The organism is Cupriavidus agavae (assembly GCF_004217045.1).
In the GTDB taxonomy this organism is placed as follows: Bacteria; Pseudomonadota; Gammaproteobacteria; order Burkholderiales; family Burkholderiaceae; genus Cupriavidus; species Cupriavidus agavae.
The window spans coordinates 512,885-538,923 of record NZ_SGXM01000002.1; the positions used below are offsets into that span (position 1 = coordinate 512,885).

General features: G+C 67.7%; 24 protein-coding genes and 1 pseudogene. 16 read left to right on the forward strand and 9 right to left on the reverse strand.

The window, feature by feature from the left end; all coding sequences use genetic code 11:
• Positions 1-94: 94 nt before the first annotated feature.
• The 4 genes from EV147_RS13305 to EV147_RS13320 all read left to right on the forward strand — a co-directional run bounded on the left by EV147_RS13305 (position 95) and on the right by EV147_RS13320 (position 3,598).
• Positions 95-529 (forward strand): helix-turn-helix transcriptional regulator, encoded by a 435-nt coding sequence (locus tag EV147_RS13305; protein WP_198680237.1) that lies wholly within the window; start codon positions 95-97, stop codon positions 527-529.
• A 126-nt stretch (positions 530-655) separates the two neighbouring features.
• A complete protein-coding gene (locus EV147_RS13310) occupies positions 656-1,609 on the forward strand; it encodes a patatin-like phospholipase family protein (protein ID WP_130391642.1) in 954 nt (317 codons plus the stop codon).
• Positions 1,610-1,821: 212 nt separating this feature from the next.
• A complete protein-coding gene (locus EV147_RS13315) occupies positions 1,822-2,190 on the forward strand; it encodes a hypothetical protein (protein ID WP_130391643.1) in 369 nt (122 codons plus the stop codon).
• 208 nt (positions 2,191-2,398) lie between these two features.
• Positions 2,399-3,598: a BON domain-containing protein gene (locus tag EV147_RS13320; RefSeq protein ID WP_130391644.1), complete on the forward strand. Its 1,200-nt coding sequence runs from the start codon at positions 2,399-2,401 to the stop codon at positions 3,596-3,598.
• Between the two features lie 165 nt (positions 3,599-3,763).
• Here the strand turns inward: EV147_RS13320 and EV147_RS13325 are convergent, their stop codons facing one another.
• On the reverse strand, positions 3,764-4,528 hold the full coding sequence (locus EV147_RS13325; RefSeq protein ID WP_130391645.1) for an SDR family NAD(P)-dependent oxidoreductase: 765 nt from the start codon (positions 4,526-4,528) through the stop codon (positions 3,764-3,766).
• 172 nt (positions 4,529-4,700) lie between these two features.
• Between EV147_RS13325 and EV147_RS13330 the strand changes: the two genes are divergently transcribed.
• Together EV147_RS13330 and EV147_RS13335 are read left to right on the forward strand one after the other, a co-directional pair.
• Positions 4,701-5,318, forward strand: a complete 618-nt coding sequence (locus tag EV147_RS13330) for a TetR/AcrR family transcriptional regulator (protein WP_130391646.1) — start codon at positions 4,701-4,703, stop codon at positions 5,316-5,318.
• Positions 5,319-5,368: 50 nt separating this feature from the next.
• Complete coding sequence (locus EV147_RS13335) at positions 5,369-6,667, forward strand: MFS transporter (protein ID WP_130391647.1); 1,299 nt, start codon at positions 5,369-5,371, stop codon at positions 6,665-6,667.
• 2 nt (positions 6,668-6,669) lie between these two features.
• On the opposite strand, the gene EV147_RS13340 is transcribed toward EV147_RS13335, so the two are convergent.
• Positions 6,670-7,545, reverse strand: coding sequence for a LysR family transcriptional regulator (locus EV147_RS13340; RefSeq protein WP_130391648.1), 876 nt, complete (start codon positions 7,543-7,545; stop codon positions 6,670-6,672).
• A gap of 152 nt (positions 7,546-7,697) precedes the next feature.
• Between EV147_RS13340 and EV147_RS13345 the strand changes: the two genes are divergently transcribed.
• From EV147_RS13345 to EV147_RS13355, 3 genes are all read left to right on the forward strand, one after another.
• Complete coding sequence (locus EV147_RS13345) at positions 7,698-8,120, forward strand: VOC family protein (protein WP_130391649.1); 423 nt, start codon at positions 7,698-7,700, stop codon at positions 8,118-8,120.
• 350 nt (positions 8,121-8,470) lie between these two features.
• Positions 8,471-8,935 (forward strand): copper resistance protein CopQ, encoded by a 465-nt coding sequence (locus EV147_RS13350; protein WP_130391650.1) that lies wholly within the window; start codon positions 8,471-8,473, stop codon positions 8,933-8,935.
• A 229-nt stretch (positions 8,936-9,164) separates the two neighbouring features.
• Entirely contained in the window at positions 9,165-9,815 is a 651-nt protein-coding gene (locus tag EV147_RS13355; RefSeq protein WP_130391651.1) for a TetR/AcrR family transcriptional regulator, read from the forward strand.
• A gap of 213 nt (positions 9,816-10,028) precedes the next feature.
• Here the strand turns inward: EV147_RS13355 and xth are convergent.
• Positions 10,029-10,835: pseudogene (xth, locus tag EV147_RS13360) on the reverse strand (exodeoxyribonuclease III); the annotation flags it as partial.
• Positions 10,836-10,969: 134 nt separating this feature from the next.
• Between xth and EV147_RS13365 the strand changes: the two are divergent.
• Together EV147_RS13365 and EV147_RS13370 are read left to right on the forward strand one after the other, a co-directional pair.
• Positions 10,970-13,357, forward strand: a complete 2,388-nt coding sequence (locus EV147_RS13365) for an ATP-dependent DNA helicase (protein WP_130391653.1) — start codon at positions 10,970-10,972, stop codon at positions 13,355-13,357.
• Positions 13,358-13,459: 102 nt separating this feature from the next.
• Positions 13,460-13,792 (forward strand): thioredoxin family protein, encoded by a 333-nt coding sequence (locus EV147_RS13370; protein WP_130391654.1) that lies wholly within the window; start codon positions 13,460-13,462, stop codon positions 13,790-13,792.
• Here EV147_RS13370 and EV147_RS13375 read toward each other — a convergent pair.
• On the reverse strand, positions 13,789-14,262 hold the full coding sequence (locus EV147_RS13375) for an Lrp/AsnC family transcriptional regulator (RefSeq protein ID WP_130391655.1): 474 nt from the start codon (positions 14,260-14,262) through the stop codon (positions 13,789-13,791). The two genes, EV147_RS13370 and EV147_RS13375, sit on opposite strands and share 4 nt — an antisense overlap.
• A gap of 203 nt (positions 14,263-14,465) precedes the next feature.
• On the opposite strand from EV147_RS13375, the gene hppD reads away from it, so the two are divergent.
• The 3 genes from hppD (at position 14,466) to EV147_RS13390 (ending at position 18,324) form a co-directional block, all read left to right on the forward strand.
• Positions 14,466-15,539 carry a 4-hydroxyphenylpyruvate dioxygenase gene (hppD, locus tag EV147_RS13380; protein WP_130391656.1) on the forward strand — a complete coding sequence of 358 codons (1,074 nt, stop codon included), beginning with the start codon at positions 14,466-14,468 and terminating at the stop codon, positions 15,537-15,539.
• A 188-nt stretch (positions 15,540-15,727) separates the two neighbouring features.
• Positions 15,728-17,110, forward strand: a complete 1,383-nt coding sequence (locus EV147_RS13385) for an amino acid permease (protein WP_130391657.1) — start codon at positions 15,728-15,730, stop codon at positions 17,108-17,110.
• Positions 17,111-17,127: 17 nt separating this feature from the next.
• A complete protein-coding gene (locus EV147_RS13390; protein WP_130391658.1) occupies positions 17,128-18,324 on the forward strand; it encodes an amino acid aminotransferase in 1,197 nt (398 codons plus the stop codon).
• A 97-nt stretch (positions 18,325-18,421) separates the two neighbouring features.
• On the opposite strand, the gene EV147_RS13395 is transcribed toward EV147_RS13390, so the two are convergent.
• Genes EV147_RS13395 through EV147_RS13405 form a run of 3 tightly spaced genes read right to left on the reverse strand, consistent with a single transcriptional unit; the run spans position 18,422 to position 21,331 of the window.
• Positions 18,422-19,081, reverse strand: a complete 660-nt coding sequence (locus EV147_RS13395; RefSeq protein ID WP_130391659.1) for a response regulator transcription factor — start codon at positions 19,079-19,081, stop codon at positions 18,422-18,424.
• Positions 19,078-20,925 (reverse strand): PAS domain-containing sensor histidine kinase, encoded by a 1,848-nt coding sequence (locus EV147_RS13400; protein ID WP_130391660.1) that lies wholly within the window; start codon positions 20,923-20,925, stop codon positions 19,078-19,080. Before EV147_RS13400 ends, EV147_RS13395 begins: the two co-directional genes overlap by 4 nt.
• Positions 20,926-20,947: 22 nt before the next feature.
• A complete protein-coding gene (locus tag EV147_RS13405; protein ID WP_130391661.1) occupies positions 20,948-21,331 on the reverse strand; it encodes a response regulator transcription factor in 384 nt (127 codons plus the stop codon).
• Positions 21,332-21,597: 266 nt separating this feature from the next.
• Here EV147_RS13405 and EV147_RS13410 point away from each other — a divergent pair, with 266 nt between their 5' ends.
• Both EV147_RS13410 and EV147_RS13415 read left to right on the forward strand, forming a co-directional pair.
• Complete coding sequence (locus EV147_RS13410) at positions 21,598-21,837, forward strand: hypothetical protein (RefSeq protein WP_130391662.1); 240 nt, start codon at positions 21,598-21,600, stop codon at positions 21,835-21,837.
• Positions 21,819-23,330, forward strand: coding sequence for an MFS transporter (locus tag EV147_RS13415; RefSeq protein ID WP_130391663.1), 1,512 nt, complete (start codon positions 21,819-21,821; stop codon positions 23,328-23,330). Before EV147_RS13410 ends, EV147_RS13415 begins: the two co-directional genes overlap by 19 nt.
• Before the next feature lie 34 nt (positions 23,331-23,364).
• Here EV147_RS13415 and EV147_RS13420 read toward each other — a convergent pair whose 3' ends face one another.
• Positions 23,365-24,555 (reverse strand): HlyD family secretion protein, encoded by a 1,191-nt coding sequence (locus tag EV147_RS13420; protein WP_407923229.1) that lies wholly within the window; start codon positions 24,553-24,555, stop codon positions 23,365-23,367.
• A complete protein-coding gene (locus EV147_RS13425) occupies positions 24,552-25,991 on the reverse strand; it encodes an efflux transporter outer membrane subunit (protein ID WP_235844722.1) in 1,440 nt (479 codons plus the stop codon). Before EV147_RS13425 ends, EV147_RS13420 begins: the two co-directional genes overlap by 4 nt.
• Positions 25,992-26,039: the final 48 nt, after the last annotated feature.

Consider the following 26,039-nt stretch of genomic DNA (forward strand, 5'->3'; position numbering starts at 1 on the left):
CCGCCAACCCGGCGCCGTATCGAGATACGAGCCGGGTTTTTTGTTGGTGACGGTACCAAGTGCGCGACATGCCCATGGCTGTAATGATGCGCTGGTGGGTATCGGCATTCCTGGCCGGGTAGCGTTGATGTTCACGCGGGAGGCCGACAGCGCGCGCGCAGCCATCATTAGTGCGCTCGCCAATGTGCGCGATGCCGTACATGGCGCGCGGCTCGTCGAAGCCACGCCGGATTTCGTGGGTCTGACCGATGTGGCAGACACGGTCGGAGTGTCACGACAGAACATGCGCAAGCTCATGACCACGCATGCGGGTTCCTTCCCGCTGCCAGTGCATGAAGGCGCCGCGTCGGTATGGCATCTGGCGGACATACTGCGCTGGCTGGACGAGCGCGGCAGCTACGACGTCGATCCGGCGCTGATCGAGATTGCCGATACGACCATGCAGGTAAATCTGGCCCGCGGTGCCGCGCGGTTATTGCCGGCCATGCGGCAGGAACTGGCGGCCCTCGTCGCCGGGCCAACGCCCTGACGGCTCCCACCCCGGGTTCCCGCCCCCTTTTTACCCGGCCGGAAGTGGCCTATGCTCTCCGCACGACGACACGCAACTGACACGCAACCTATCTGACGGGCGGCGAGCGCCCCCGCGACGAACACCATGGAAAAGACTGCATTCGTATTCGCCGGCGGCGGCAGCCTGGGCGCCATCGAGGTTGGCATGCTGCGGGAACTGGTCAATTGGGGCGTCAAGCCCGATCTCGTGATCGGTGCCTCGGCCGGTGCGATCAACGGGGCCTATTTCGCCTGCCATCCCGATATCGAAGGCACGGCACGGCTGGAGAGCCTGTGGCGCGCCATCACGCGTAACGACATCCTGCCGTGGTCGTGGCGCAGCATGTTCGGGATGATCATGGGCAACCGGGGGCATCTGGTGGAGTCATTCGGCCTGAAACGGCTGCTGAGCCGCCACTTTGGCGATGCGCGCGTCGAGAACGCCAGCATTCCGCTCCATGTGGTGGCCACCGACATGCATAGCGGCGAGGAGGTCGTGCTGTCGTCGGGCAGCATGGTCAGCGCCGTGCTGGCGAGCGCGGCCATTCCGGGCGTGTTTCCGCCAGTGGAGGTCGAGGGGCGCAAGCTGATCGATGGCGGCGTGGCCAACAATACGCCGGTCTCCACGGCAATCCGGCTTGGCGCCACGCGTATCGTGGTGCTGCCGGCCGGCTTTGCATGCGCCGAGCGGCGTCCCCCGCGCGGCGCAATGGAGCATGCATTCAACGCGCTGTCCCTGCTCGTAGCGCGGCAACTCGTGCATGACCTGGAACGCTGGGGCGACCACGCGCATATCGCCGTGGTGCCGCCGCTGTGTCCGCTCGATGTCTCCCCGTACGATTACACGCGGTGCGGCGAGCTGATCGACCGCGCCGCAGAGGCCACGCTGGCGTGGCTGCGTGCCGAGGGGCTGGGCAGCCGGCGGGTGCCGGGGGCGCTGGAGCCGCACGAGCATGACGCCGAGCACCCGAGTTGCAGTGCCGATATCCAGATGCCGCCACCGGGCGCGGGCCATGGCCATGCCACCCACCGAGGCGGAGAGCACCCCCATACGCACTAGCGCGGCCGCCAGTGCTGTTGGCTGGCGGCGGACGGTTCTGCCTCGTGGTGTTGGGGCCAAGACACCGTATTTCCCTTGTTTTGCCTGTAGAAGTGCCGCTAACCCGCCGCCGGCGGGTGGCATGTTCTCTGCGAATAGACGCATGACTGCATCGGACGTGGCGCCACCGCCCGATGCCCTGCTGAAGCGTCCTGTTTTCTCGGAGAACTGCCATGTTGATCCCGCCCCAACTGCGGCCGGGCGTCGTCGCGCCGCCACGTCCCAGTCATCCTCCCGTCATCCGTTATCGCATTCGCGGCCTGATCGTGCTGCTGCGGGTGTTGATGCTCTGCTTCCACACCGCCGCGCTGGCCGACAAAGCGCTGCCGCCACCGCCGGCCAGCCCGAATTTCCTGGATGCCGTCGCGGCGGACTACGCGAACAGCCAGCTATTCCATGCCGTGGAAGGCATCGCGCCAGTCCGGCCTGAACGCGCTACGCCGGGCGACCGCGCCGCGCCCGCTGAAAGCGCATCACAAGCCACACCACGCACACCCCTCACCCCGCCGCCCGCCAGCCTGCGTCGCGTCAACGCCCGATAGCCGGCCAAGGCCGGGCGCTGGTGCAGTCTTTACATGCATCGGCGCAAGGCTTGCACACCGGCTACCTCTGCGCCTCCCGCCAGCCCAGCAGGCAGGTGGCTTTGCAGCGCGGTACGGAATTTGCGCCTGTTCGGGAATTGCCAGAGACGACGCTCGCCTCCACCGGGGAGGTGGCGCCTGGCAAACCCGTAACCAACAGGAGCGTAACATGGCCGATTACCGTACCGAGCGCTATCGCCGGGGCAACACCTGGCGGGCTACCGAAAACCTCCGCGACGACGATCTGGGCGATCCCTGGGACGACGAGCGCGGCTCGCGCTGGATGGGCCAGGACGACTGGCTGCCCGAATCCTCAGACGATCGCTGGGAAAACGCCCGCCAGCGCCAGCGCCTGGCGCCGGGACAGACCAGTGACGGCGGACCGGCACCGAGCGGCTATCGCCGTGGCGACCAGGGCAACGAATATGGCAGCGATCTGCGCTATGGCCTGAATGGCGGCTATGGCAATTCTCCGGAAGACGATCAGGCGTGGCGCAGCCGGCAGCAATACCAGAGCCGCAGCTACGCCAGCGAAGTTGGCGACTACGGCGACCTTGGCGATGGCGGCGACTTCGAACGCCAGGGTGGTGTGCGCCGCCATGGTGGCGCCGGCGGCAGCTACGGCAATGACGCTGGCTACGGCGGCAGCTACGGTGGCTACGGCCAGTCCGGCCAGCGCCAGCAGGGCTTCGGCAACGCCGATCAGGAATGGCTGCGCCGCGCCGAGCAGCGCGAGCCCCGCTACGGCGGCGGATCGGGCCGGCAGGGCTCGTACTTCAACGATTTGCGCAGTGACACCCGCTACTGGACCGAGTCGACCGACGAATGGGGCGAAAGCCGCCCATCGCGCGCGCAGAGCTATGGGCGCGACTACCTTGGCTCCCAGTCGGACGACCGGCGCCATGAAGGGGCCCGTGGCTACGCCGCACGCGGCGGAACCTGGCGAAACGACGATGACGGCCGCTACGGCGACGATCGCCGCGACCGCTACGGCGACGACGACGAAGACCACGGCATGCTCTACAACATCGGCCATCGGATCGGGCAGGCGTTCAGCGACTGGTTCGGCACCGATGACGACACCGAGCGCCGTAGCGGCCCGCGCGGCTACACCCGCACCGACGACCGCATCCGCGACGAAATCTGCGAGCGGCTGACCTTCACGAGTGGGGTCGATGTCAGCGAGGTCACGGTGGACGTGGAGAACGGCAAGGTCACGCTGGGCGGCACCGTGCAGCGCCGCAGCCAGAAGTACGACATCGAGGACATGGCGGACAACACGTTCGGCGTGAACGAGGTGGAAAACAACATTCGCGTCCAGCGGCAGGACGCGACCTCGGCGGCCGGGGCGGGGTTCAACGGCTGGTAATCGCCGGGGATTGCCGTAGTCATGCGTTCCCCTCTCCCGCGCGGCGGGCGAGGGGAGAAAGCCCGGGCGGCTGGCTCACGCGGCCAGCCGGAACACCCTCACCGACTGCGCACGGTTTGCGCGCCGCATGACATCGGATTCTTACGAACTTGCACGCACGCCGGCTCAGGCCGTTGCCCCGCCATCCACGCCGATCGTCTGGCCCGAAATATAGCGCCCGGCCGGCGAGGCCAGCAGCACGGCCAGCCCTGCCACGTCCGTGGCCTCGGCGATGCGCCGCATCGGAATGCCGGCCGAGAGCATCTTCTCGCGCTCGGGGTCGCCCCACAGCGCATCGCGGGAGAAGTCGGTGCGCACCGGGCCGGGGTTGATGCTGTTCACGTTGATGTTGTGCGGGCCGAGCGTCTGCGCCAGGTTGCGCATGGCCAGGTCGGTGGCACCCTTCGAGATGCTGTAGAGCGCCAGCATGGCCGAGCCGCGCCGCGCGGCAATGCTCGACATGAACAGGATCGAGCCATCGCGGCGTTCGATCATTTGCGGCGCCAGCGCATTCACGAGCACGAGGTTGCCGCGCACGTTGCCGGCCATGACTTCGTCAAACGCCTCCGGGCCCTGGTCGAGCATCGAGCCCACCGCCGTGGAGCCGGCGGCGTTGAGCACCAGCGCGTCGACGCGGCCAAACTTTGCCAGCACGGTATCGGCAAACGCGCGCACGCTGTCCAGGTTGACGATGTCGCAGGCGATGCCGGTGACGTCCAGCCCTTCCTCGCGCAGCGATGCGGCCACTTTCTCTGACACCCCGGCGTCGCGGCCGGACACCACCACGCGGGCGCCAGCCTGGCCCAGGGCGCGCACCATGGCCAGGCCCATACCCTTGGTGGAGCCGGTGACGACGGCCACGCGGCCGGACAGATCGAACAGATTGAACATGACAGGTTTCTCCTTGCGATGGGATGGATGCAACGACGGGGGACCAACGGGCTGCCGATACGTCCTTTGCATGACGACCGACATCTATTGCTTAAAGTATGGTTGTCATCTAAACTCCGGTCAAGCATGAAATTTCCCGCTTGGCGGGGTTGCAATCCGAAGGAGAGGCCGCATGGCGAGGGCATCACGGGCAGTCGCTGACCAGCATAGGACAGCCATCGAGCAGGCGTCGGCACGTTTGTTCCGGCAGCACGGCCTGCACGGTGTGTCGGTGGCGCAGGTAATGGCCGACGCCGGGCTGACGCATGGCGGCTTCTACGGTCACTTTGGTTCGAAGGACGAGTTGGCGGCGGTGGCCTGCGCGCGTTCGTTCGCGGAAGCCAACGACCGATGGCAGGCCACTGCCAGGCGCGCCAAAGGTGACGTATCCAGCGCCCGACGCGAACTGGTGGAGCGCTATCTGAGCGCGGCGCACCGCGATGCCGCCGGCCATGGCTGCCCTGCGTCGGCGTTCGCCAGCGACGTGGCGCGCGAGCCGGCCGGCAAGCCCGTGCGGGAAGCCTATCTCGACGGCCTGCGCCAACTGATCGACACCTGGGAGGCCATCAACACCGGCGCTGGCGCCGATGCCGGCCCCGACGCCCACCGGCAGGCGCTGGTGCAACTGGCCACCTTCGTCGGCGCCATCACGCTGGCGCGTGCCACCGCTGGCGATGGCCTGTCCGACGAGATTCTCGACGCCGCCCGTGCCTGGCTGCTCGACAGCACTTCCAACACGGTCGCCGGCTGAGCGGCGGCTGACTTCCCTTCGAACCGTCTTCTCCACCCTGACCTGCCCCCATGTTCGCGCAAGCCCTTTCCCGCCGGCTGGACCGGCGCGGCATCCACTACGCGTGGATCGTTGCCGCCGTCACGTTCTGCGTGATGCTGACCACTTCCGCCGCGCTCGGCCTGCCGGGCGCCTTCCTGAAACCATTGACCGCCGAGATGGGCTGGAGCACCGACAAGGTGTCGTCGATCCTGGCGTTCCGCTTCGCGCTGTTCGGCCTGATGGCGCCGTTCTCGGCGTTGCTGATGGAGCGCTTCGGCGTGCGCAACGTGGTCTGTGCGGCGCTGGCGCTGATTGCCGGCGGCATGGCACTGGCAACGGTGGCCACCGAACTGTGGCAGTTGTTCGTGGCCTGGGGACTGATGCTCGGCGTGGGCTCGGGCCTCACGGCGCTGGTGCTGGCCGCCGTGGTCGCAAACCGCTGGTTCACCGCGCGGCGCGGGCTGGTGATTGGTGTCCTGACGGCCAGTTCGGCCACGGGGCAACTGGCCTTTCTGCCCGTGGCCGCCTGGCTGATCGAACACATGGGCTGGCGCGTGGCGGTGCTGCCGGTGCTGGCCGCGTGCGCCACGCTGGCCGTGGTGGTGCTCGGCCTGATGCGCAGCCGTCCCGCCGATGTGGGCCTGACGGCATTCGGCGAAGCGCCGGGCACGGCGCCTGCCGCGCCGGCTGCCGCAGCGCCGCTGTCCTGGCGCGGACCGTTCGTGGTGCTGCGCGAAGCGGCGCGCACCCAGACCTTCTGGATTCTGGCCGGGACATTCTTTATCTGCGGGCTGTCCACCAACGGGCTGATCCAGACGCACTTCATCGCCCTGTGCGCGGATTTCGGCATGTCCGCCGTGCCGGCCGCGTCGGCGCTGGCGATGATGGGCGCATTCGATTTCGTGGGTACCATCCTGTCGGGCTGGCTCTCGGACCGCTACGACAGCCGCAAGCTGCTGTTCTGGTACTACGGCCTGCGCGGGCTGTCGCTGTTCTGGCTGCCCCATTCGGAATTCACGCTGTACGGCCTGTCGATCTTCGCCATGTTCTACGGGCTCGACTGGATCGCCACGGTGCCGCCGACGATCAAGCTCGCCGCCAGCACGTTCGGCCGCGAGCGGGCTCCGATGGTGTTCGGCTGGATCTTCGCGGCCCACCAGATTGGCGCGGCGGTGGCGGCGTTCGGCGCGGGGCTCTCGCGCACGTTCTGGCTGACCTATTCCCCGGCGCTGTACGTGGCCGGCACGGCCTGCCTGCTGGCGGCGCTGCTGGCGCTGATGGTGCGCCGGCCGGCGCAGCAGGCCACGGCGCAGGCGGCCAGCGCCTGACCCTACCGTGCCTGGCGTTCGTGGCCGGCGGCCTCGAACGCGTCGATCAGTGCGGCAACCGGCGCGCGCCTGAGCACCGATTGCCGCACCAGCACGCCAATCTCGCGGTGCAGCGGCGCGCCCGGCATCGGTATCTCGACGATGCCGGGCGTCTCGCGCACCGGCACCAGTGCCGCGGGGATGATCGCGCAACCGAGCCCCTGGCTGACCATCTGCAGGATCACGGCGGGCTCGTCCAGCTCCATGCCCTCCCGTACCCAGAAGCGGTGCCGCTTCAGGTAACGATCGACCAGCTGCCCGCCCGTGGCGTGGCGGTTGTAGCGGATGAACGGCACGGTCTGCAGCACCGCCTTCAGGTCACCCGTGGTGCCAGCCGGGGCCACCGCCACGAACGCCTCGCGGATCAGCGGCACCCATTTCAGTTCGGGCGTCAGGCCCAGGCGCGGCTTCACGAGCACGGCGATGTCGAGTTCGCGCGCATCCACCTGCGTCAGCAGCTGGGTCGACATGCCCGGCACGATGTTCACATGCGTATCGGGATGCGCCACGCGAAAGCGCTGCATCGCACGCGGCAGCAGCGTCGACTGCACCGTGGACACGGCGCCCAGGTCGAGCGGCGCCGTGTCAGCCTGGGCGCCCGCGCCCTTCATGCCCGCATAGATGGCCACCAGCCGCGCCGCCTCGGGCAGCAACCGCCGCCCTTCCTCGCTCAGCGTCACCGATTTGCCGGTACGGTCGAACAGCGTACAGCCGAGGTCTTCCTCCAGCCGGCGGATCTGCGTGCTGACCGCCGACTGGGTCAGGCCGAGCCGGGCGCCGGCGGCCGAAAACGAGCCGGTCTCGGCGGCGCTCAGGAAGGTCTTGAAATAGCGGATCACGGGCGAAGGGGGTCGGGGGCGCTGGTTGGGATGGGGCGTCGAGCAACGAAATTCCTGATGCTCAGCCCCGGAATGATTCGTTTCATATTACGAGTTGCGCTGATTACAATCAACGGCATCGCTTTCCAACCGCCCTCCCCACAAGAGCCCCCATGACTGCCATGCCGCTGTTCCACCTTGCCTTCCCGGTTCACGACCTCGCCGCCGCGCGCCAGTTTTACGGCGATCTGCTCGGCTGCCCCGAGGGTCGCAGTTCCGACGCCTGGGTCGACTTCGATTTCTACGGCCACCAGGTCGTGGCCCATCTCTCACCGGACGAATGCGGCCATCGCGGGACCAGCGCCGTGGACGGCGACGACGTACCGGTGCGGCATTTCGGCGCCATCCTGTCGATGGCGCAGTGGGAACAACTGGCCGACAAGCTGCGCGCCGCCGGGACGAAGTTCGTGATCGAGCCGCATGTGCGCTTCAAGGGGCAGGTTGGCGAGCAGGCAACGATGTTCTTCCTCGATCCGTCGGGTAATGCACTCGAATTCAAGGCCTTCGGCGACCTGAGCCAGGTGTTTGCGAAGTAAGTTTTTTCCTTTTGTTTCAATGGGTTGGCGCCTGCTCCCGGCCGGTTTAGAGCGCCACCCCCACGCCGGCATCGTAATTTCTTTAAATTCCTTGCCTATCTATCTAGTAGTAGATAATATTCGAGCCATGGACGACGCACTGCGGTAACAACAAAGCCCGGGCGCGGCGTCCAAGCCTTACCAGTTTTGTTTGTCAGTACCGGAGATCGGTTCTTTTTTTAGCAGCGCTTCTCTATCTAGCAGTAGATAGCAGATCGGGAAGCAGGAAGGACCGGTCGATTCGCAGCACAGACATCGGCCACGACGACTCCCCACATGACGGAGCGTCGGGCCCGAGCCAGGAGAGCATCATGACCGCCAAGACCCTCATCACCGCCGCCGCCCTCGCCGCCGCTTTCGTTGCAGGCGCTGCCCAGGCCGCCCCCGCCGCCCAGAAGGCCGGCGAAGTCTACGGCTACAGCTACCGCGTGCAGGACGCCCGCAGCTCGTTCACCGACGGTGCCCGCACCGGCAAGTTCGACACCTTCAGCGAGGGTGCCCGCGTTGGCAAGACCGATCCCTACACCGATGGCGCCAAGGTCGGCGGCAAGTTCGATCCGTACACCGACGGTGCCCGCATCGTGGCTGGCCTGGACCGGACCGGTGTTTCGGCCGAACCGTCGCGCCAGATCGATCCGTACCTCGACGGCGCCAAGGCTGCCCCGTTCGACCCCTACACCGGCGGTGCCCGCACCGTGGCCGGCCGTGACCGGACCGGCGTGTCGGCCGAACCGTCGCGCAGCTTCGACGTGTACACCGACGGCGCCCTGGCCTGAGCGCCCGAGCGGTGGCCCGGCAACGTTAGCCGGTCCACCGCGGCCCGGATATCTGGAGTTTTGCAATGAAATGGCGTGACACGGCCCTGATCGTGGGTGGATGGGTGTTGCTGTGCTTCGGCACCGGAGCTGTATTTTCGTTTGTCGCGCAGTCGCTGTCCGTCTAGCGATCCCTGGGACGGCGGCCAAACCGGAGGGTCCAAGGCTCACAAGGCCCCGGACGAATCTCATGAAAACGCATTCCACACATGCCGCGCAGTCCGTGCGCGACCAGTTGCTGCAGCACGCTTCCGTGCTGATCCGGCAGCGCGGTTACAACGGATTCAGCTATCGCGACCTGGCGGAACTGGTGGGCGTGAAGACATCGAGCATTCACTATCACTTTCCGGCCAAGGATGACCTGGTGCTCGAAGTGGTGCGGTTGTACCGCGAACGCTCGCAGGCGCGGCTGGCCGCGATCGATATCAGCCTGCCGCTGGCCGAGCAGGCGTGGCAGTACATTCGCCCCCTGCGCAGCGACATCGAGCTGAACCAGATCTGCCTGGCCGGCATGCTGTCCGCCGAGGTGCTGGCACTGCCCGATGCGATCCGCGTGCCGCTGCAGGCGCACTACCGCATGAACGAGGACTGGATCGCCAGCCTGCTGCGCCGCGCCGAACAGGCACGCGGCGAGCGCTATCCGGTGCCGCCGGCGGCGCTGGCCACGGTGCTCTATGGCGCGATCCAGAACGGCATCATCACGGCGCGCATGTCGGGCTCGAAAGACCGGCTCGATGCGGCCGCCGACATGCTGATGGGCGCCGTGGGCAGCTCGCTGCAGACAGTGCAGGCCCACGTAGCCGACGAGGCCGCGAAGGTGGCCGAGGCCGTGCCCGCCTGACCGCAAGGTTCTGTGGCACCTGAGCCGCGCTGCAACGGCTCAGGTGCCTGACGTCCGCCGTCCCGCTCTCGCGGTGGACGTCCCTGTTTTCTCCGACGCCGGGTGCTTCCCGGCGGTTTTTTTGGGCGCGGACTTCTTCACCGGGGCTTTCTTCACCGGGGCCTTCTTCACCGGGACCTTCCCTGCGGCGGCCTTCTTCGCTGCCGGCGCCTTCTTCTTCGGTCCTCCCGCCCCGGTTTCGACGACAACCCATGTGGGCGCGTGGTCGCTCGCCTTTTCCTCGCCACGCACCCAGCGGTCCACGCCGGCATCGCGCAGCTGCACGCCCGGTCCCAGCAGCAGATGGTCGATGCGCAGCCCCGAGTTGGTCTGCCAGTGCTGGCGGAAGTAATCCCAGAAGGTATAGATCCGCTCGTCGGGATACTGCTTGCGCAGCGCGTCGACCCAGCCCTGGGCGAGCAGGCGCCGGTAGCATTCGCGGCTCTCGGGCTGCAGCAGCGCGTCCTTGAGCCACGAGCGGGTGTTGTAGATGTCGTCGTCGGTGGGCACCACGTTGAAATCGCCGGCGATGACCACCGGATGGCCGCTATCGTGGAGCGTCTGCGCGTGGGAGATCAGCCGCTCGAACCATGCCAGCTTGTAGTCGAACTTCGGCCCCGGCTGCGGGTTGCCGTTGGGCAGGTACAGGCAAGCCACCAGCACGCCCTCGACCGCCGCTTCCAGATAGCGGCTCTGGGTGTCGGGATTGTCGCCACCCTCGCCGCCCGGCAGCCCGCGGCGCACTTCCACGGGATCGGTGCCGCGCGCCAGGATCGCCACGCCGTTCCACGATTTCTGGCCCTGCCAGATCGCGCCATAGCCGGCCGCGCGAATTTCCTCGATCGGAAAGCCCTCGTCCACGGCCTTGAGTTCCTGCAGGCAGGCCACGTCCGGCTGCTCGCGTTCGAGCCAGGCCAGCAGCGACGCCAGGCGCGTGCGCACCCCGTTGATATTGAACGTGGCGATCTTCAGCGATGGCATCGGCGTTTCTCCAGTTTTTGTGAGCTTCCTCGGGCGGACGGTGGCTCCATCATAAATTCCTGCGCGGCGGCTGCCTGTCGGTGTCCGATCACTGTATATTCATACAGTTCTCGTTGCCATCCGCCGTTTGCGCCTTGTCCGTCACCCCCGCGCCCGTTCCTGTCGAACCACCCCGCTATACCGTTGCCGTGCGCACGCTCTGTGAGTTCACGGCCAAGGCGGGCGATCTCGACCTGCGCTTCACGCCCTCGCCCACGTCGCAGGAGGGCGTGGCCGGGCATGGCGTGGTCACGAGCCGGCGCGGCTCCGGGTATGAGGCCGAGGTCTCGCTGTCCGGCGATTTCGAGGGCCTGCGCGTGCGGGGCCGCGCCGATGGCTACGATCCGGTGGCCAATCGCGTCGAGGAAATCAAGACCGTGCGCGGCGAGAAGCGCGAGATACCGCAGAACCATCAGGCACTGCACTGGGCGCAGGCCAAGATCTATGGCTGGCTGCTCTGCGCATCGCGGAATCTTGAAAAGATCGAGGTGGCGCTGGTCTACTTCGACGTCATCAGCCAGCGCGAGCGCATGCTGAAGGCGCGCTTCGACGCCGCCACGCTACGCGAATTCTTCGAAGACAGTTGCCGCCGCTTCAAGGCGTGGGCCGAGCAGGAACTGGCGCATCGCACCGCCCGCGACGCGGGGCTGCAGACGCTGGCGTTTCCGCACGGCACGTTCCGCACCGGGCAGCGGTTGCTGGCTGAATCGGTCTACAAGGCCAACGTGGCGGCGCGCACGCTGCTGGCGCAGGCGCCCACCGGCATCGGCAAGTCGATCGGCACCGTGTTTCCGGCGCTCAAGGCCATGCCGGCGCAGCGGCTCGACAAGCTGTTCTTCCTCTCCGCGCGCTCCACGGGCCGCGCCGTGGCGCTGCACGCCACGGCGCAACTGCGGGGCGATGCCACGGGCTCCCCGCTGCGCGTGCTGGAACTGACCGCGCGCGACAAGGCGTGCGAGCATCCGGATCTGGCCTGCCATGGCGAATCGTGCCCGCTGGCCCAGGGGTTCTACGACCGCCTGCCCGCCGCCCGCGCCGCCGCCGCCCAGGCGCCGCTGCTCGACCGGCAAGCCACGCGCGAGATCGCCCGCGCGCATCAGGTCTGCCCCTACTACCTGGCCCAGGAGATGATCCGCTGGAGCGATCTGGTGGTGGCCGACTACAACTACTACTTCGACCGCAGCGCGTTGCTGTTTGCGCTGACGGCGCTCAACGAGTGGCGCGTCAGCGTGCTGGTGGACGAGGCGCACAACCTTGTCGAACGTGGCCGCGCGATGTACACGGCCACGCTGGACCATGCGGCCTTCCGGGGCGTGAGGCTGGCGGCGCCGGCGGTGCTCAAGCGGCCCATGGACAAGGTCTACCGGCAATGGAATGCGCTGGCGAAATCCGGCGCGGCCGCGTACGAAACGCGCGACGCCGAGCCGGCGGCCTTTGTCGAGGCGCTGGCGCAGCTCTGCACGGCGATCATCGACGACATCAGCGAGCATCCGCAGCGGCACGACGCGCTGCTGGAACGCTTCTACTTCGACGCGATGCATTTCCTGCGGCTGGCCGAGCAACTGACCGAATACGGCGGCAAGCACTCGCTGTTCGACATCACGCGCACGCCCCGGCTGCGCGCCGGCACCGATGCCGCGCTGTGCGTACGCAACCTGCTGCCCGCGCCGTACCTGGCGCCGCGCTTCGCCGGAGCCCACTCGACCACGCTGTTCTCCGCCACGCTCCAGCCAGCCGACTACTACCGCAACCTGCTCGGCCTGCCGGCCAGCGCAGTCTGGGTCGAGGTGCCATCGCCGTTCACGGCGGACCAGCTCGACGTGCACGTGGCGCGCCATATCTCCACGCGCTACGCCCAGCGCCAGCGTTCGCTGCCGGCCATCGTCACGCTGATGGCCGACCAGTTCGCACGGCAGCCGGGCAACTATCTGGCGTTCTTCAGCAGCCATGAGTACCTGCAGCAGGCGGCCGCGCTGCTGGCGCGCGACCATCCCGGCATCCCGACCTGGGCGCAGGCACGCGGCATGAGCGAGGCGGGCCAGACGGCGTTCCTCGACGCGTTCGCGCCGGGCGGCCAGGGCATCGGCTTCGCGGTGCTGGGCGGCGTGTTCTCGGAAGGCGTCGACCTGCCCGGCGACCGCCTGATCGGCGCCTTCGTGGCCACGCTGGGGCTGCCGCAGGTGAATCCGGTCAACGAGCAGTTGCGCGACCGGATGGAGGCCGTGTACGGGCAGGGCTACGACTACGCCTACCTGTATCCGGGCCTCCGGAAGGTGGTGCAGGCGGCGGGCCGCGTGATCCGGACCCAGCAGGATCGCGGCGTGGTGTGGCTGATCGATGACCGGTACGGACGCGCCGAAGTGAGGGATTTGCTGCCGGGGTGGTGGGATATCGGGTCGCGGCCATTTTCCCCTCTCCCGCAGGCGGGAGAGGGGCCAGGGGAGAGGGCCGGCGTTTCAAGCCCTGATGAGGCAACGGCATAGCATCCTCCCGCCCTCTCCCCCACCCCTCGCGCGGGCCTGAGGTGCTTGCACGCAATATGCTTGTCACTGGCAGAATCCCCCAATCACCTCCCGGAGCCCGCCATGCCCATGACCACCACCTTCGCCGCCACCGAGCCGACCCGTGCCGAGATCGATGCCAGATCCGGCCCGCTGGTGCTCGAATTCGGCACGCCGTGGTGCGGCTTCTGCCTGCGGGCGCAGCCGTTGATCGAGGCCGCGTTTCGCCAGCATGGGGATTTGCCGCATATCAAGGTGGAGGACGGCAGCGGCCGGCCGCTGGGCCGGTCGTTCCGCGTGAAGCTGTGGCCGACGCTGGTGTTCCTGCGCGACGGCCAGGAAGTGGGCAGGCTGGTGCGACCCCAGTCAGCGCAGGAGATTGCCGACGCGATGGCGGGCCTCGGCCAAGCGGGCTAGACGTCGAGCGGCATCGCGCTCGTGCACTTGATCTCGTCCAGGCATACGCTCGATTTCACGCCGCTGACGCCCGGAATCCGCATCAGCGTATCGAGCAGGAAGTCCGACAGCGACTTCAGGTCTTTCGCCACCACCTTCAGCACATAGTCGATATCGCCGGTCACCGAAAAGCATTCCTGGATCTGCGCCAGCTCGGCCACCAGGCTTTTGAACTTCGAGAGGTCGCGGATATGCCCGCGCTCCATCGTCACGTGGATGAACGCGGTCACGCCAAACCCCAGTCCCGCGCTGTCGAGCCGCGCTTCGTAGCGCTTGATGATGCCGGTCTCCTCCAGGCGGCGATGGCGCCGCAGCGTCTGGGCCGGTGACAGGCTGATCGCCTCGGCCAGCTCCAGATTGGAGATCCGGCCATGCTCCTGCAGCATGCCAAGCAAGCGCCGGTCGGTGCGGTCAAGGTCGTTTTGCTGCATTTCCGTTTCCTCCGGGCGATGTTTCGCGAAATTTTATCTCATATCCGAGGGTTTCCCTGCGGCGCTAACGAAATCCTATTTTGCACGGCGAGAACTACAATTTCCTCACATTGCGCTACGCCGCAGGCGCCTCAAAAGCCACTTGCGCAGCGTCTCGCTGAAATACGATTTCTACTCCCTACTCGCCCCCGCGCGCACCGACCATGGCCGATCTGTTTGAAAACCCGATGCAACTGCAAGGCTTCGAGTTCGTCGAATTCGCCTCGCCCACGCCCAACGTTCTCGAACCGCTGTTCGAGAAAATGGGTTTCTCGCTGGTGGCCCGGCATCGCTCCAAGGATGTGCTGCTGTTCCGCCAGGGCGACATCAACTTCATCGTCAATAACGAACCGCACAGCGAGGCCGCCTATTTCGCCGCCGAGCATGGCCCCAGCGCCTGCGGCATGGCGTTCCGGGTCAAGGATTCGCACAAGGCTTACAACCGCGCGCTGATGCTGGGCGCCCAGCCGATCGAGATTGCCACGGGTCCGATGGAACTGCGCCTGCCGGCCATCAAGGGCATTGGCGGCGCGCCGCTGTACCTGATCGACCGTTTCGAGGACGGCAAGTCGATCTATGACATCGATTTCGAATTCATCGAGGGCGTGGACCGCCGCCCCAAGGGCCACGGCCTGAAGCTGGTGGACCACCTGACGCACAACGTCTACCGTGGCCGCATGGCCTACTGGGCCAACTTCTACGAACGCCTGTTCAACTTCCGCGAAATCCGCTATTTCGACATCCAGGGCGAATACACCGGCCTGACCTCGAAGGCCATGACCGCGCCGGACGGCATGATCCGCATCCCGCTGAACGAGGAATCGTCGAAGGGTGCCGGGCAGATTGAAGAATTTCTGATGGCGTTCAATGGCGAAGGCATCCAGCACATTGCCTTCCTGGTGGACAACCTGATCGAGGTCATCGACAACCTGCAGATGTCCGGCGTGGACCTGATGACGGCCCCGAACGACTATTACTACCAGGCACTCGACACCCGCCTGCCGGGCCACAACCAGCCGGTTGACCAGCTCAAGGCGCGCGGCATCCTGATGGACGGCACCACCGAGAACGGCAAGCCCCGCCTGCTGCTGCAGATCTTCTCGAAAGGCGTGCTCGGCCCGGTGTTCTTCGAGTTCATCCAGCGCGCGGGCGACGATGGCTTCGGCGAAGGCAACTTCAAGGCGCTGTTCGAGTCACTTGAGCGCGACCAGATCGAGCGCGGCACGCTGAAAGTGTGACCCCGGCGCCCGGATTCCGGTCCGGGTTGCGCCAGATCCCTGTTTTTCCAACCGTCTGCCGGTATCCTCTCGGGTTGCCGGCGCGGACCCCTGCGCGCCGGCGTTACCCGCGCCGGCGCCTTTTTCAAAGCGCCCGTTGACAGAGGCGCGCGCCATTCCACAAGAATGGGTAGAGGACAGACAACTCCATGCATGCAACCGACAGCCAGGGCACGCTCCAGCGTGGCCTGAAGAATCGCCACATCCAGTTGATCGCGCTGGGTGGCGCCATCGGCACGGGCCTGTTCCTGGGCATCGCCCAGACCATCAAGCTCGCCGGCCCTTCCGTCCTGCTCGGCTATGCCATCGCCGGCATCGTCGCCTTCTTCATCATGCGCCAACTGGGCGAAATGGTCGTGGACGAGCCCGTGGCCGGCTCGTTCAGCCACTTCGCCAACAAGTACTGTGGCCAGTTCGCGGGCTTCATGTCGGGCTGGAACTACTGGGTGCTCTACATCCTGGTCAGCATGGCCGAACTGTCGGCCGTGGGCATCTATGTCCAGTACTGGTGGCCCGCCATCCCCACATGGGTCTCGGCGCTCGGCTTCTTCGTGGTCATCAACCTGATCAACCTGGCCAGCGTGAAATCGTTCGGCGAGATGGAGTTCTGGTTCTCGATCATCAAGGTCGCCGCCATCGTCGGCATGATCGGTTTCGGCGGCTACCTGCTGGCCACCGGCGGCGCCGGCCCGGCGGCCAGCGTGGCCAACCTGTGGCAGCACGGCGGCTTCTTCCCCAACGGATTGGGCGGCATGGTGATGGCGATGGCCGTGATCATGTTCTCGTTCGGCGGGCTCGAACTGGTGGGCATCACCGCCGCCGAGGCCGACAACCCGGGCAAGAGCATCCCCAAGGCCACCAACCAGGTGATCTACCGCATCCTGATCTTCTACGTGGGCGCGCTGGCCGTGCTGCTGTCGCTGTACCCGTGGCAGAACGTGGTCACCGGCGGCAGCCCGTTCGTGCTGATCTTCCACGCGCTGAACAGCGAACTGGTGGCGACCGTGCTCAACGTGGTGGTGCTGACCGCCGCGCTGTCGGTCTACAACAGCGGCGTCTATTGCAACAGCCGCATGCTGCTGGGCCTGGCCCAGCAGGGCAACGCCCCGCGCGCCCTGACGAAGGTCAACCGCCGCGGTATTCCGCTGGCTGCGCTCGGCGTGTCTGCCCTGGCCACCGGTGCCTGCGTGCTGGTCAACTACTTCATGCCCGGCGAGGCGTTCGAACTGCTGATGGGCCTGGTGGTATCGGCACTGATCATCAACTGGGCGATGATCAGCATCATCCACCTGATGTTCCGCCGCGCCAAGCGCGCCGCCGGCCAGACCACCGCGTTCCAGAGCCTCGGCTATCCGCTGACCAACTACCTGACGCTGGTATTCCTGGCGGGCATTCTGGTCGTCATGTTCCTGACGCCGGGCCTGCGTCTGTCGGTGTATCTGATCCCTGTCTGGCTCGTCGTTCTTGGCGTAAGCTATCGCCTCCGGCAGAAGAACGCCGGCGCGGCCCTGCCAGTTGCCGCCCGCCCCTGAACCAGAAGAAGCCTCCCATGTTCGAACACATCGAAGCCTTTCCCGGCGACCCCATCCTCTCCCTGAACGAGGATTTCCAGCAGGACCCGCGTACCAGCAAGGTCAATCTCAGCATCGGCATCTACTTTGACGACGAGGGCCGCCTGCCCGTCATGCAGGCGGTGGCCGAGGCCGAGGCCGCGTTGCTGGCGGACATGGGCCCGCGCCCCTACCTGCCGATGTCCGGCATGGTCGGCTACCGCCAGGCCGTGCAGGCGCTGGTGTTCGGCGAGGACAGCGCCGCACGCGCCGAAGGCCGCATCGCCACGCTGCAGACGCTGGGCGGGTCCGGCGCGCTGCGCGTGGGCGCCGACTTCCTGCGCCGCTACTTCCCCCGCGCGAAGATGTGGATCAGCGATCCGAGCTGGGAAAACCACCGCGTGGTGTTCGAGCGCGCCGGCTTCCAGGTGGAGAGCTACCCGTACTACGACGCCGAGACCGGCGGCCTGAAGTTCGACGCCATGGTGGCCGCGCTCGAAGCCATCCCGCAGGGTGACGTGGTGCTGCTGCACGCCTGCTGTCACAACCCGACCGGCGTGGACCTGAACGAGGACCAGTGGCGCCAGGTGATCGGCGTGCTCAAGGCCCGCAAGCTGCTGCCGTTCGTGGACATGGCCTACCAGGGCTTCGGTACCGGCCTGGACGACGACGCCTTTGCCGTGCGCGAGCTGGCGCGCCAGAATGTGCCCGCGCTCGTGGCGAACTCGTTCTCGAAGAATTTCTCGCTGTACGGCGAGCGCTGCGGCGGCCTGAGCGTGATCTGCCAGAGCGCCGACGAAGCCGGCCGCGTGCTGGGCCAGCTGACCGGCGCCGTGCGCGCCAACTACAGCAACCCGCCCACCCACGGCGCCCGCGTCGTGGCCCGCGTCCTCACCACGCCGGCGCTGCGCAAGAACTGGGAAGCGGAACTGGCCGCGATGTGCCAGCGCATCGCCCGCATGCGCCAGGCCATCCACGACCAGCTCCAGGCCCACGTGTCCGGCGAGAAGCTGTCGCGCTATATCAAGCAGCGCGGCATGTTCACCTACACGGGCCTGTCCGCCGGGCAGGTAGACCGTCTGCGCAACGAGCACGGGGTGTACATCCTGCGCTCGGGCCGGATGTGCGTGGCCGGGCTGAACGACAGCAACGTGGGAATCGTCGCCAATGCGATCGGAGTGGTGTTGAAGGGGTGATCTTCCCCTGTCCCCGGGACGAAACCGCTTCCGGCTGTAATGCGCACCCCTCTCCCGCTTGCGGAAGAGGGGTGCAATAACGGCGCGGAAGCAATAACTACTGCTTCCCGCCGCTCGTCGCCGATTCCACGATTCCGAGCGCTTCCGCCTTCAGCACGAAATCTGCCAGCGAGCGGGCGCCCATCTTCTTCATGCCCTGGGCGCGGTGGATCTTGACGGTGATTTCGCTGAGTTCGAGTTCGGCGGCGATCTGCTTGTTCAGCATGCCGCGGGCCACGTAGGCCATGACTTCCTTCTCGCGCGGCGTCAGTTCGGCGTAGCGCACGCGCAGGTCCGATTCGGTGCGGTCCAGTTCGCGGCGCGCGGCGTCGCGGGCCAGCGCGCTTTCCACCGCGTCGAGCATGTCCTGGTCGCGGAACGGCTTGGCCAGGAAATCCATCGCGCCGGCCTTCATCGCCTTCACCGACATCGCAATATCGCCATGTGCGGTCATGAAGATGATCGGGATCTGCATCTTGCTGGCGGCGAACTGCTCCTGCACCGCCAGTCCGCTCTGGCCCTTGAGCCGGACGTCGAGGATCAGGCAGCTCGGCACGTCCTGGAGCTGGCCGGCCAGGAAGTCGGTGGCCGAGGCGAAGATTTCCACCTGATAGCCCACCGAGCGCAGCAGCATGGCCACGGCCTTGCGCATCGATTCGTCGTCGTCCACCACGTAGACGATGGACGGTCCGTTTCCGGATGACACGGCTGTATTCATGATTCCCCTTCGTTCCGGAGCGGCAGTTCCACGTGGAAGCTGGCGCCGGGATTACCGGAGGTGGCCCAGATCTGGCCGCCGTGCGCCTCCACGATGGACCTGCAGATCGACAGTCCCATGCCCACCCCGTCTTTTTTTGTTGTATGGAAAGCCCGGAAAATGCGTTCGGCGTCGCCTCCCGCGAAACCGGGCCCCGTGTCGCTGACAACGATCCGGACATGCGAGGCGTCGGCCCGCGCCGTGCCAACGCGCAGCACGCGCGGGTTGCTGCCCGCGTCGTCCATGGCCTGCATCGCGTTGACCAGCAGGTTCACCAGCACCTGCTGGAGCTGCACGGGGTCTCCGGGCACGATCCATTCCTCGTCCGACAGCTGCACATCGGGCTGCACCTGATGCGTCGCACACTCGCGCGCCAGCAGCGACAGTGACTCGCGCACCAGCGTATTGACCGCTACCGGCGCCCACTGCGGCTCCCGCTTCTGGGCCATGCCCCGGATCTGCCGGACGATTTCCGAGGCGCGCTGCGCATCGCGGATCATCTGCTCCACCGACTGCCGCGCTTCTGCGACGTCCGGGTCCGGGCGGTCCAGCCACCGGAGCGCCGAATCGCCGCAGGTCACGATCGCGGCGATCGGCTGGGTGACCTCGTGCGCCACGGTTGTCGCCAGCCCGCCAAGTGTAGTCAGTCTGGACACGTGTGCCAACTCCGTCAGTGAGCGCTGCAGCGCCTCCTGGGCGGCTACGGCGGCGCTGATATCCATCAGCGCGCCCACGTACTCGGCGCGATGGCCGGGCCGGTTGTTCAGCCGCGCCACGAAATGCACGTGCTTGACCTCGCCGTCGGGCATCAGCAGCCGGTGCTTGCCGTCGATCACGGGCTCGCCGCGCCGGATCGCCGCATCCATGCCCTGCACGATGGGCAGGTCTTCCGGATGGGTGCGCTGCAGCACGCGGTCGAAGCTCGGAATCTCCTCGGTGCCGAAGCCAAGCACCCTGAACGCCTCGTCGGACCAGTTCATCTCGTACGAATCGGCGTAGCGCAGCACGCTGCCGGTCTTGCTCAGGCGCTGGGCGTCGGCCAGGAAGGCTTCGTTGCGCGCCAGTTCGATCTCTGCCCGGCGCCGCTCCGTGATGTCGTTGTTGGTGGCCATCAGCGCGATGGCATGGCCGCGCTGGTCGCGCCACAGCGCGATACGGCTGGCGACGATCAGGTCGCGGCCGTCGCGGTGGCGGCGCTCGACCTCGCCTTCCCAGCGGCCCTGGCGCGAGAGCGTCTCATAGACCGCCTCGTCGGGCTGCGGAAAGCGGGTATCGGTCAGCGCATGGAAATCGCGGCCCACGGCCTGCGCCGCCTGCCAGCCGTAGAGCGACTCCGCGCCCCGGTTCCAGAACGTGACCACGCCGCGCATGTCGTAGATCACGATGGCGTCGTGCGACAGGTTCAGCAGCTCGATCTGCTCGCGCATGCGGCGATCCGTGCGCAGGTGGCGCATCGACAGCGCCGTGGCCGCCGCAATGGCCAGCAGGCTGACCATGCAGCGCCCGAGCGCGCCAACCGTGCTGGCCGGTTCGTGGGTCAGCACGAACGCCAGCAGCGTCAGCGCCACGCACGCCAGGCTGGCCAGCACGGTCAGCCGGGCCGAGCCCGACACCGCAACCAGTTGCACCACCAGCACGTAGAGCACGGCCACGGCCACCTGGTAGCGCGTGAAGGCGTCGAACGAGAACACGGCCAGCGCAATGGCAACGGCCAGCGCCAGCATCCAGCGGCTGCTGGCGGCGGGGTCATGCGTGGCGGGGGCTCCGAACGGGAGCGGAAACGCGGATCGATGGATGTCCGTCATGCGGCGCTCGGCTGGGCCGGTGCTAGGGGCGGGGACTCTGGGCCAGCGCCGCCACCTCGTCCAGGCAACGCTGGATCTCGGCGCCGTTCACGGGCTTGCAGAGGAATTCCCTGGCGCCGGCGCGCAGTGCTTCGCGGCGGATGGCCTCGGTACAGAACGCGGTGATGAAAATCACCGGCACGTCGCTGCCCTGCGCCTTCAGCAGCCGCAGCATTTCGATCCCGCTCATCTCGGGCATCTGCACGTCAGACACGATGCACGTCACAGACGTGGCACCGGCATCGAGGAACGCGCGGGCGCAGGGGTAGGTATGCACCTCCCATCCCAGCGATCGCACCAGTCGGGAAGTGGCAGTGCGGATGGATTCGTCATCGTCGACGATAGCGACGACCTTGTTCGTGGCCAAGCTGGCACCTCACTTCAATCTCATGGCGCCATGGTAGCGAGGGAACAGGGTCGCAGTAACTATGCCTTCGTATAGTGAAAAACAACACCGCTGCCGCCAGTGCCGCGCAAGGCTTACGAACAGCTTTCGCCCCGCTCCGGCACGGCCACGCACCGCCCCGTGCGCTTGCGAAAGCGGCGCCCGCGCCGCGAAAAGGCCCTGCCGCGCCCCCGCATAGGCTCAAGCCTCCCCTACCCGGTTTCGGACCCAATCACAGGAGGTTCATCATGAACACCACACTTTACGGCGCCGTTCGCGCCACGTCCCGCGCCCTGCTCGCCGCCGGCTGCCTGCTGGGCGCCATGGCCGCCCACGCCACGGACCCGGCCACCAGCCCGTTCGCGGCGGATCGCTACGACTACAGCGTGCTGCCGCCGAAGGCCACGGCCAGCCCTGCCCGGCCGGCCAAGGCGGCCCGCCCCGCCGACTGCCGCGCCGCCGCCACCGCATGCCAGCCGTCGCGCTGACTGCCCTGCCGCGCGTCACGCGCGGCGGCGTGATGCTGATGGGGCTGGCGCTGGGTTGCGCGACCGGCGTGGATTTCGTCGCAACATCGATCCTGGCCACGGCTGCCGTGCAGATCCGGGCCGGCATCTACGCCACCCCGGACGAGTTTCTCTGGTGCTTCACCGCCTACGCGGCCGCCGCCATCGTGGCCAACCTGATGCTGCGCCGGCTGGCCGAGTACCTGAGCTACCGCGGCGTGACGATTGCCGGCCTGTGGATTGCCATCGCCGGCACCCTGCTCTGCGCGGTGTCCGACAACATCACCCAGCTTTCCATGGCGCTGTTCGTGCAGGGCCTGGGCGCCGGCGGCCTGTTTGCCTCGGCGCGCACGCTGATCCAGCTGATCGCCGCCCCGCCCGAGCGCCCGCGCCTGCTGTGGCCGTTCGTCGTGGGTGCGCTGGGCATGCTGGCCGTGGCGCCATGGGTCACGGCCACGCTGATGCTCGATGCCGGCTGGCGCACCATCTTCGTGGTGCAGGCCATCGCCATGGCGGGCACGCTGCTGCTGGTCTCGGTGACCTACCCGCACCGGGTCAGGCCGCCATACCGGCCGGATTTCGACACGCTGGCCGCGATGGACTGGCTCACGGTCTTCCTGCTCGGGGCCGGCGCGCTGGTGCTGGTGCACGGGCTGGCCGACCTGCGCCTCTACACCGCGTCCGACGCGCTCGGCGTGGTGGGCTGGCCGGCCGCCGGCGCGGCGCTGATGGCGCTGGCCTTCCTCCGCCTGCATGTGCGGCCGGACCCGTGGCTGAACACGCACCGGCTTGGCGGCAAGCGCTACCTGACCGGGCTGGCGTTCTTCGCCATCTATGCGTTCACGGCCGGGCTGTGGAACTACGTGATGCCGATCCTGATGCAGCTCGGACTCGGCTTCTCGTTCGAGACCACCGGCATGATCACCACGATCAGCAGCAGCTTCGGGGTGGTGGCGGCAGTCCTGTTCGTGCTGTACGGGGCGAAGCTGCCCGGCTCGCGCCGCTGGCTGGCGCTCGGCTACGCGATGATCGCCGTGGCGGCCTGGATGCTGGCCACCCGGGTCATGTCCGACCTGTCGCTCGACCGCGTGGCCCAGGCGCTGGTGCTGCAGAGCGTGGCCGTGCCGTTCGCGCTGGTGCTGGTGGCCAAGCTCACGTTCCTCGAAACGTCGCTCGACGATTTCTCGCACACCTACCAGTTCAAGAACATCGTGCGTCAGGTGGCCTCGGCCGCCGGCACCGGCACCGCCGCGCAATGCCTGCAATACGGCGAGGCCGTGGCGCGTACCCATCTGGTCGGGCGCGTCGATCCCTACCTGGCCGCCCATCTGCCGGCCGATGTGTCGCTGGTGAGCCTGTCGCAGACCATCGACCAGCAGGCCGTGCTGCTGGCCGCCTCGAACCTGCTGGCCATCGTCGCCCCGGCCTGCCTGCTGGTGGCAGGGGTGGCGGCCTGGCAGCGCTGGCTGCGCTGACCTCCGCCGGGCCTGCCTATATATATAGGCAGGACTACTGCTGGTTGGCCGCGATGATGCGCGCGATGCTGGCGTCGGCGTCGCGGCCCACCGCGGCATAGACGTCGGTGGACAGCGGCGTGACCGCCGGCAGCGTATGGAGCGTGGCCCCGCCGTGCTCGTGGATATCGACCGAAACCTGCATCGAGAGGCCAAGCCGCAGCGGATGGGCGGCCAACTGGGCCGGTTCCAGCGTGATGCGCACCGGCAGCCGCTGCACCACCTTGATCCAGTTGCCCGTGGCGTTCTGCGCCGGCAGCACCGAGAACGCGGCGCCGGTACCGGCCGAGAAGCCGGCCACCTTGCCGTCGTACTGCACGCGCGAGCCGTAGAAATCGGCCGTCAGCTTGACGGGCTGGCCCACGCGCATCTCGGCCATCTGGTTTTCCTTGAAGTTGGCGTCCACCCAGACCTGGTCGAGCGGCACCACGCCCATCAGCGGTTCGCCGGGGGCCACGCGCTGGCCCAGCTGTACCTTGCGCCGCGCCACGAAGCCGGCCACCGGCGCCGGCAGGGTCGAGCGCGCGAAGGCCAGATAGGCGGCCCGGTAGCTCGCGGCGGCCTTCATCACGTCCGGATGCTCGGCCACGGTGGCGTGGCTGGTCAGGGCCTGGTTCGACACCAGCCGTTCCTGCGCCGCGCGCAGTGCCGACTGTGCCGCCTTGAGCGTGGACCTGGCGTGGTCGACATCCTCGTTCGAGACGGCGCCGGTGCCATCGACCGACATGCGCCGGCGCAGGTCGTCGCGAGCGTTCTCCACATTGGCCTGCCGCTGGGCGATATCGGCCTGCAGCGTGCCATTGTTGACGTAGAGCGTGTGCACCTGCCGCACGGTGGCGGCCAGTTGGGCGGCGGCCTGCTGCAGCGCCACCTCGCTGTCGGCCGGATCGAGCCCGATCAGCGGGCGCCCCTGCAGCACGTGCTGCGTATCGTCGGCGGCAATCGACACCACGGTGCCGGGCACCAGCGACGTTACCTGCACGATGTTGCCGCCCACGTAGGCGTCGTCGGTGGATGCGTAGAAGCGGCCTTCGGCCAGCCACCAGACGCCGGCCGCGATGCCAGCGGCGGCCACCAGCGCGGCCACGGCGATCAGGCGCCGGCGCGGCACGGCGCTCGGGGAAGCTTCGGGAACCGGGGTGGCCGGGGCAGTCGGGGCAGGCATCGTGGTAGTCGGCATGGTCATGGCATCTGGGTGGAGGCGGGCGCGGCGGTGCCGGCGACGGGCGGATGGCCTGCGTAGCCGCCGCCGAGCGTCCAGATCAGGCGGAACTGGAGATCGAGCCGCTGGCCCTGCAACTGCGCCACCTGCTGGCGCTGGGCCAGCACCTCGGATTGGGCGGCCAGCACGGCCAGCTGGTTGACGAGACCGGCCTGCCAGCGCCGGGCGGCGAGCGCGTAGGCGTGATCGGCCAGCTGCAGCGCGTGCTGGCGCTGCGTGATCTCGGTGCCCGTGGCCTGCAGGCCATCGACCGTATCGGCGGTGTCGCGCAGCGCCTGGGTCAGCGTCTGGTTGTAGTCGGCCACGGCCGCGTCATAGGCGGCGTAGCGGCCGTGGAGGTCCGCGCGCAGGCGTCCGCCCTCGAACACGGGCAGGTGCAGCGACGGACCGAACGAGAACGCGCGGCTTGCGCCGAGCAGGAAATCCGACGGGGTGATCGTGGTCAGCCCCGCCATGGCGTTGAGCGAGATGTCGGGCAGGAAGGCGGTGCGCGCCACCTCGATATCCTTCGACGCGGCCTCCACACGCCAGCGGGCCGCTACCAGATCGGGCCGGCGCGACAGCAGGCCGATGCGGGCATCGTCGGGCAGCCCGGCCACGGGCTTGCGCGCGGCCCCGGACAGCAGGACGGGCCGGGCGATGGCGAGCCCGCGGTCCGGCCCCTTGCCGAGCAGCGCCGCCAGTTGGTGGCGCACCACGGCAATCTCGTCATCGATCCGTGTCAGGTCCGCCTCGGCGCCGGCCAGGTCGGCGTCCTGCAGCGTCAGGCCCACCTGCGTATCGAGCCCCGCCGCCAGCCGCTGGCGGCCCACGCGGGCCAGTTCGCGGCGCTGGTCGATAGTCTGCGCAGTCACGTCGCGCAACGCAAAGAGCGTGGCCAGGCGGGCATAGACGCGCGCCACGCCCGTGGTCAGCACGAGCTTCGCGGACTGGGCTTCGGCGTCTGCCTCGCTGACGCCCGACAGCGCCGCCTGCAACGCCGCGCGGTGGCGGCCCCAGAAATCGAGGTCATACGACAGCGTGCCCGATAACTGCGCCTGGTCGACCCATCGTCCGGCCAGCGGCGTGCCGCGCAGCGTGTCGGTCTCGGAAATCCGTTCGCGGTGGAACCCGCCTTCGATGCCGGCGTGGGGATAGAGCCCGCTGCGCGCGCCTTCGGCCAGCGCCCGCGCCGAGGCCAGCCGCGCCAGCGCGGCCTGCAGCGTGGGGCTGCCAGCCAGCGCCTCGCGGGTCAGCGCACCAAGCTGGGGATCGCCGAACTGGTCGGCCCAATCCTGCGCGGGCCACTGGCCGTGCTGCGCCGGCAGGCTGCGCGCCGCGTCCGAAACCGGTGCAAGGCGCTGCGTGGTGCGCGCGTCGCCGAACGCGGCACACCCGGCCAGGGCGGCGGTGGTTGACATGACAACGGCCAGCGAGGCAAGCCGCCATCCGGTAGTAGCAGAAGGCAT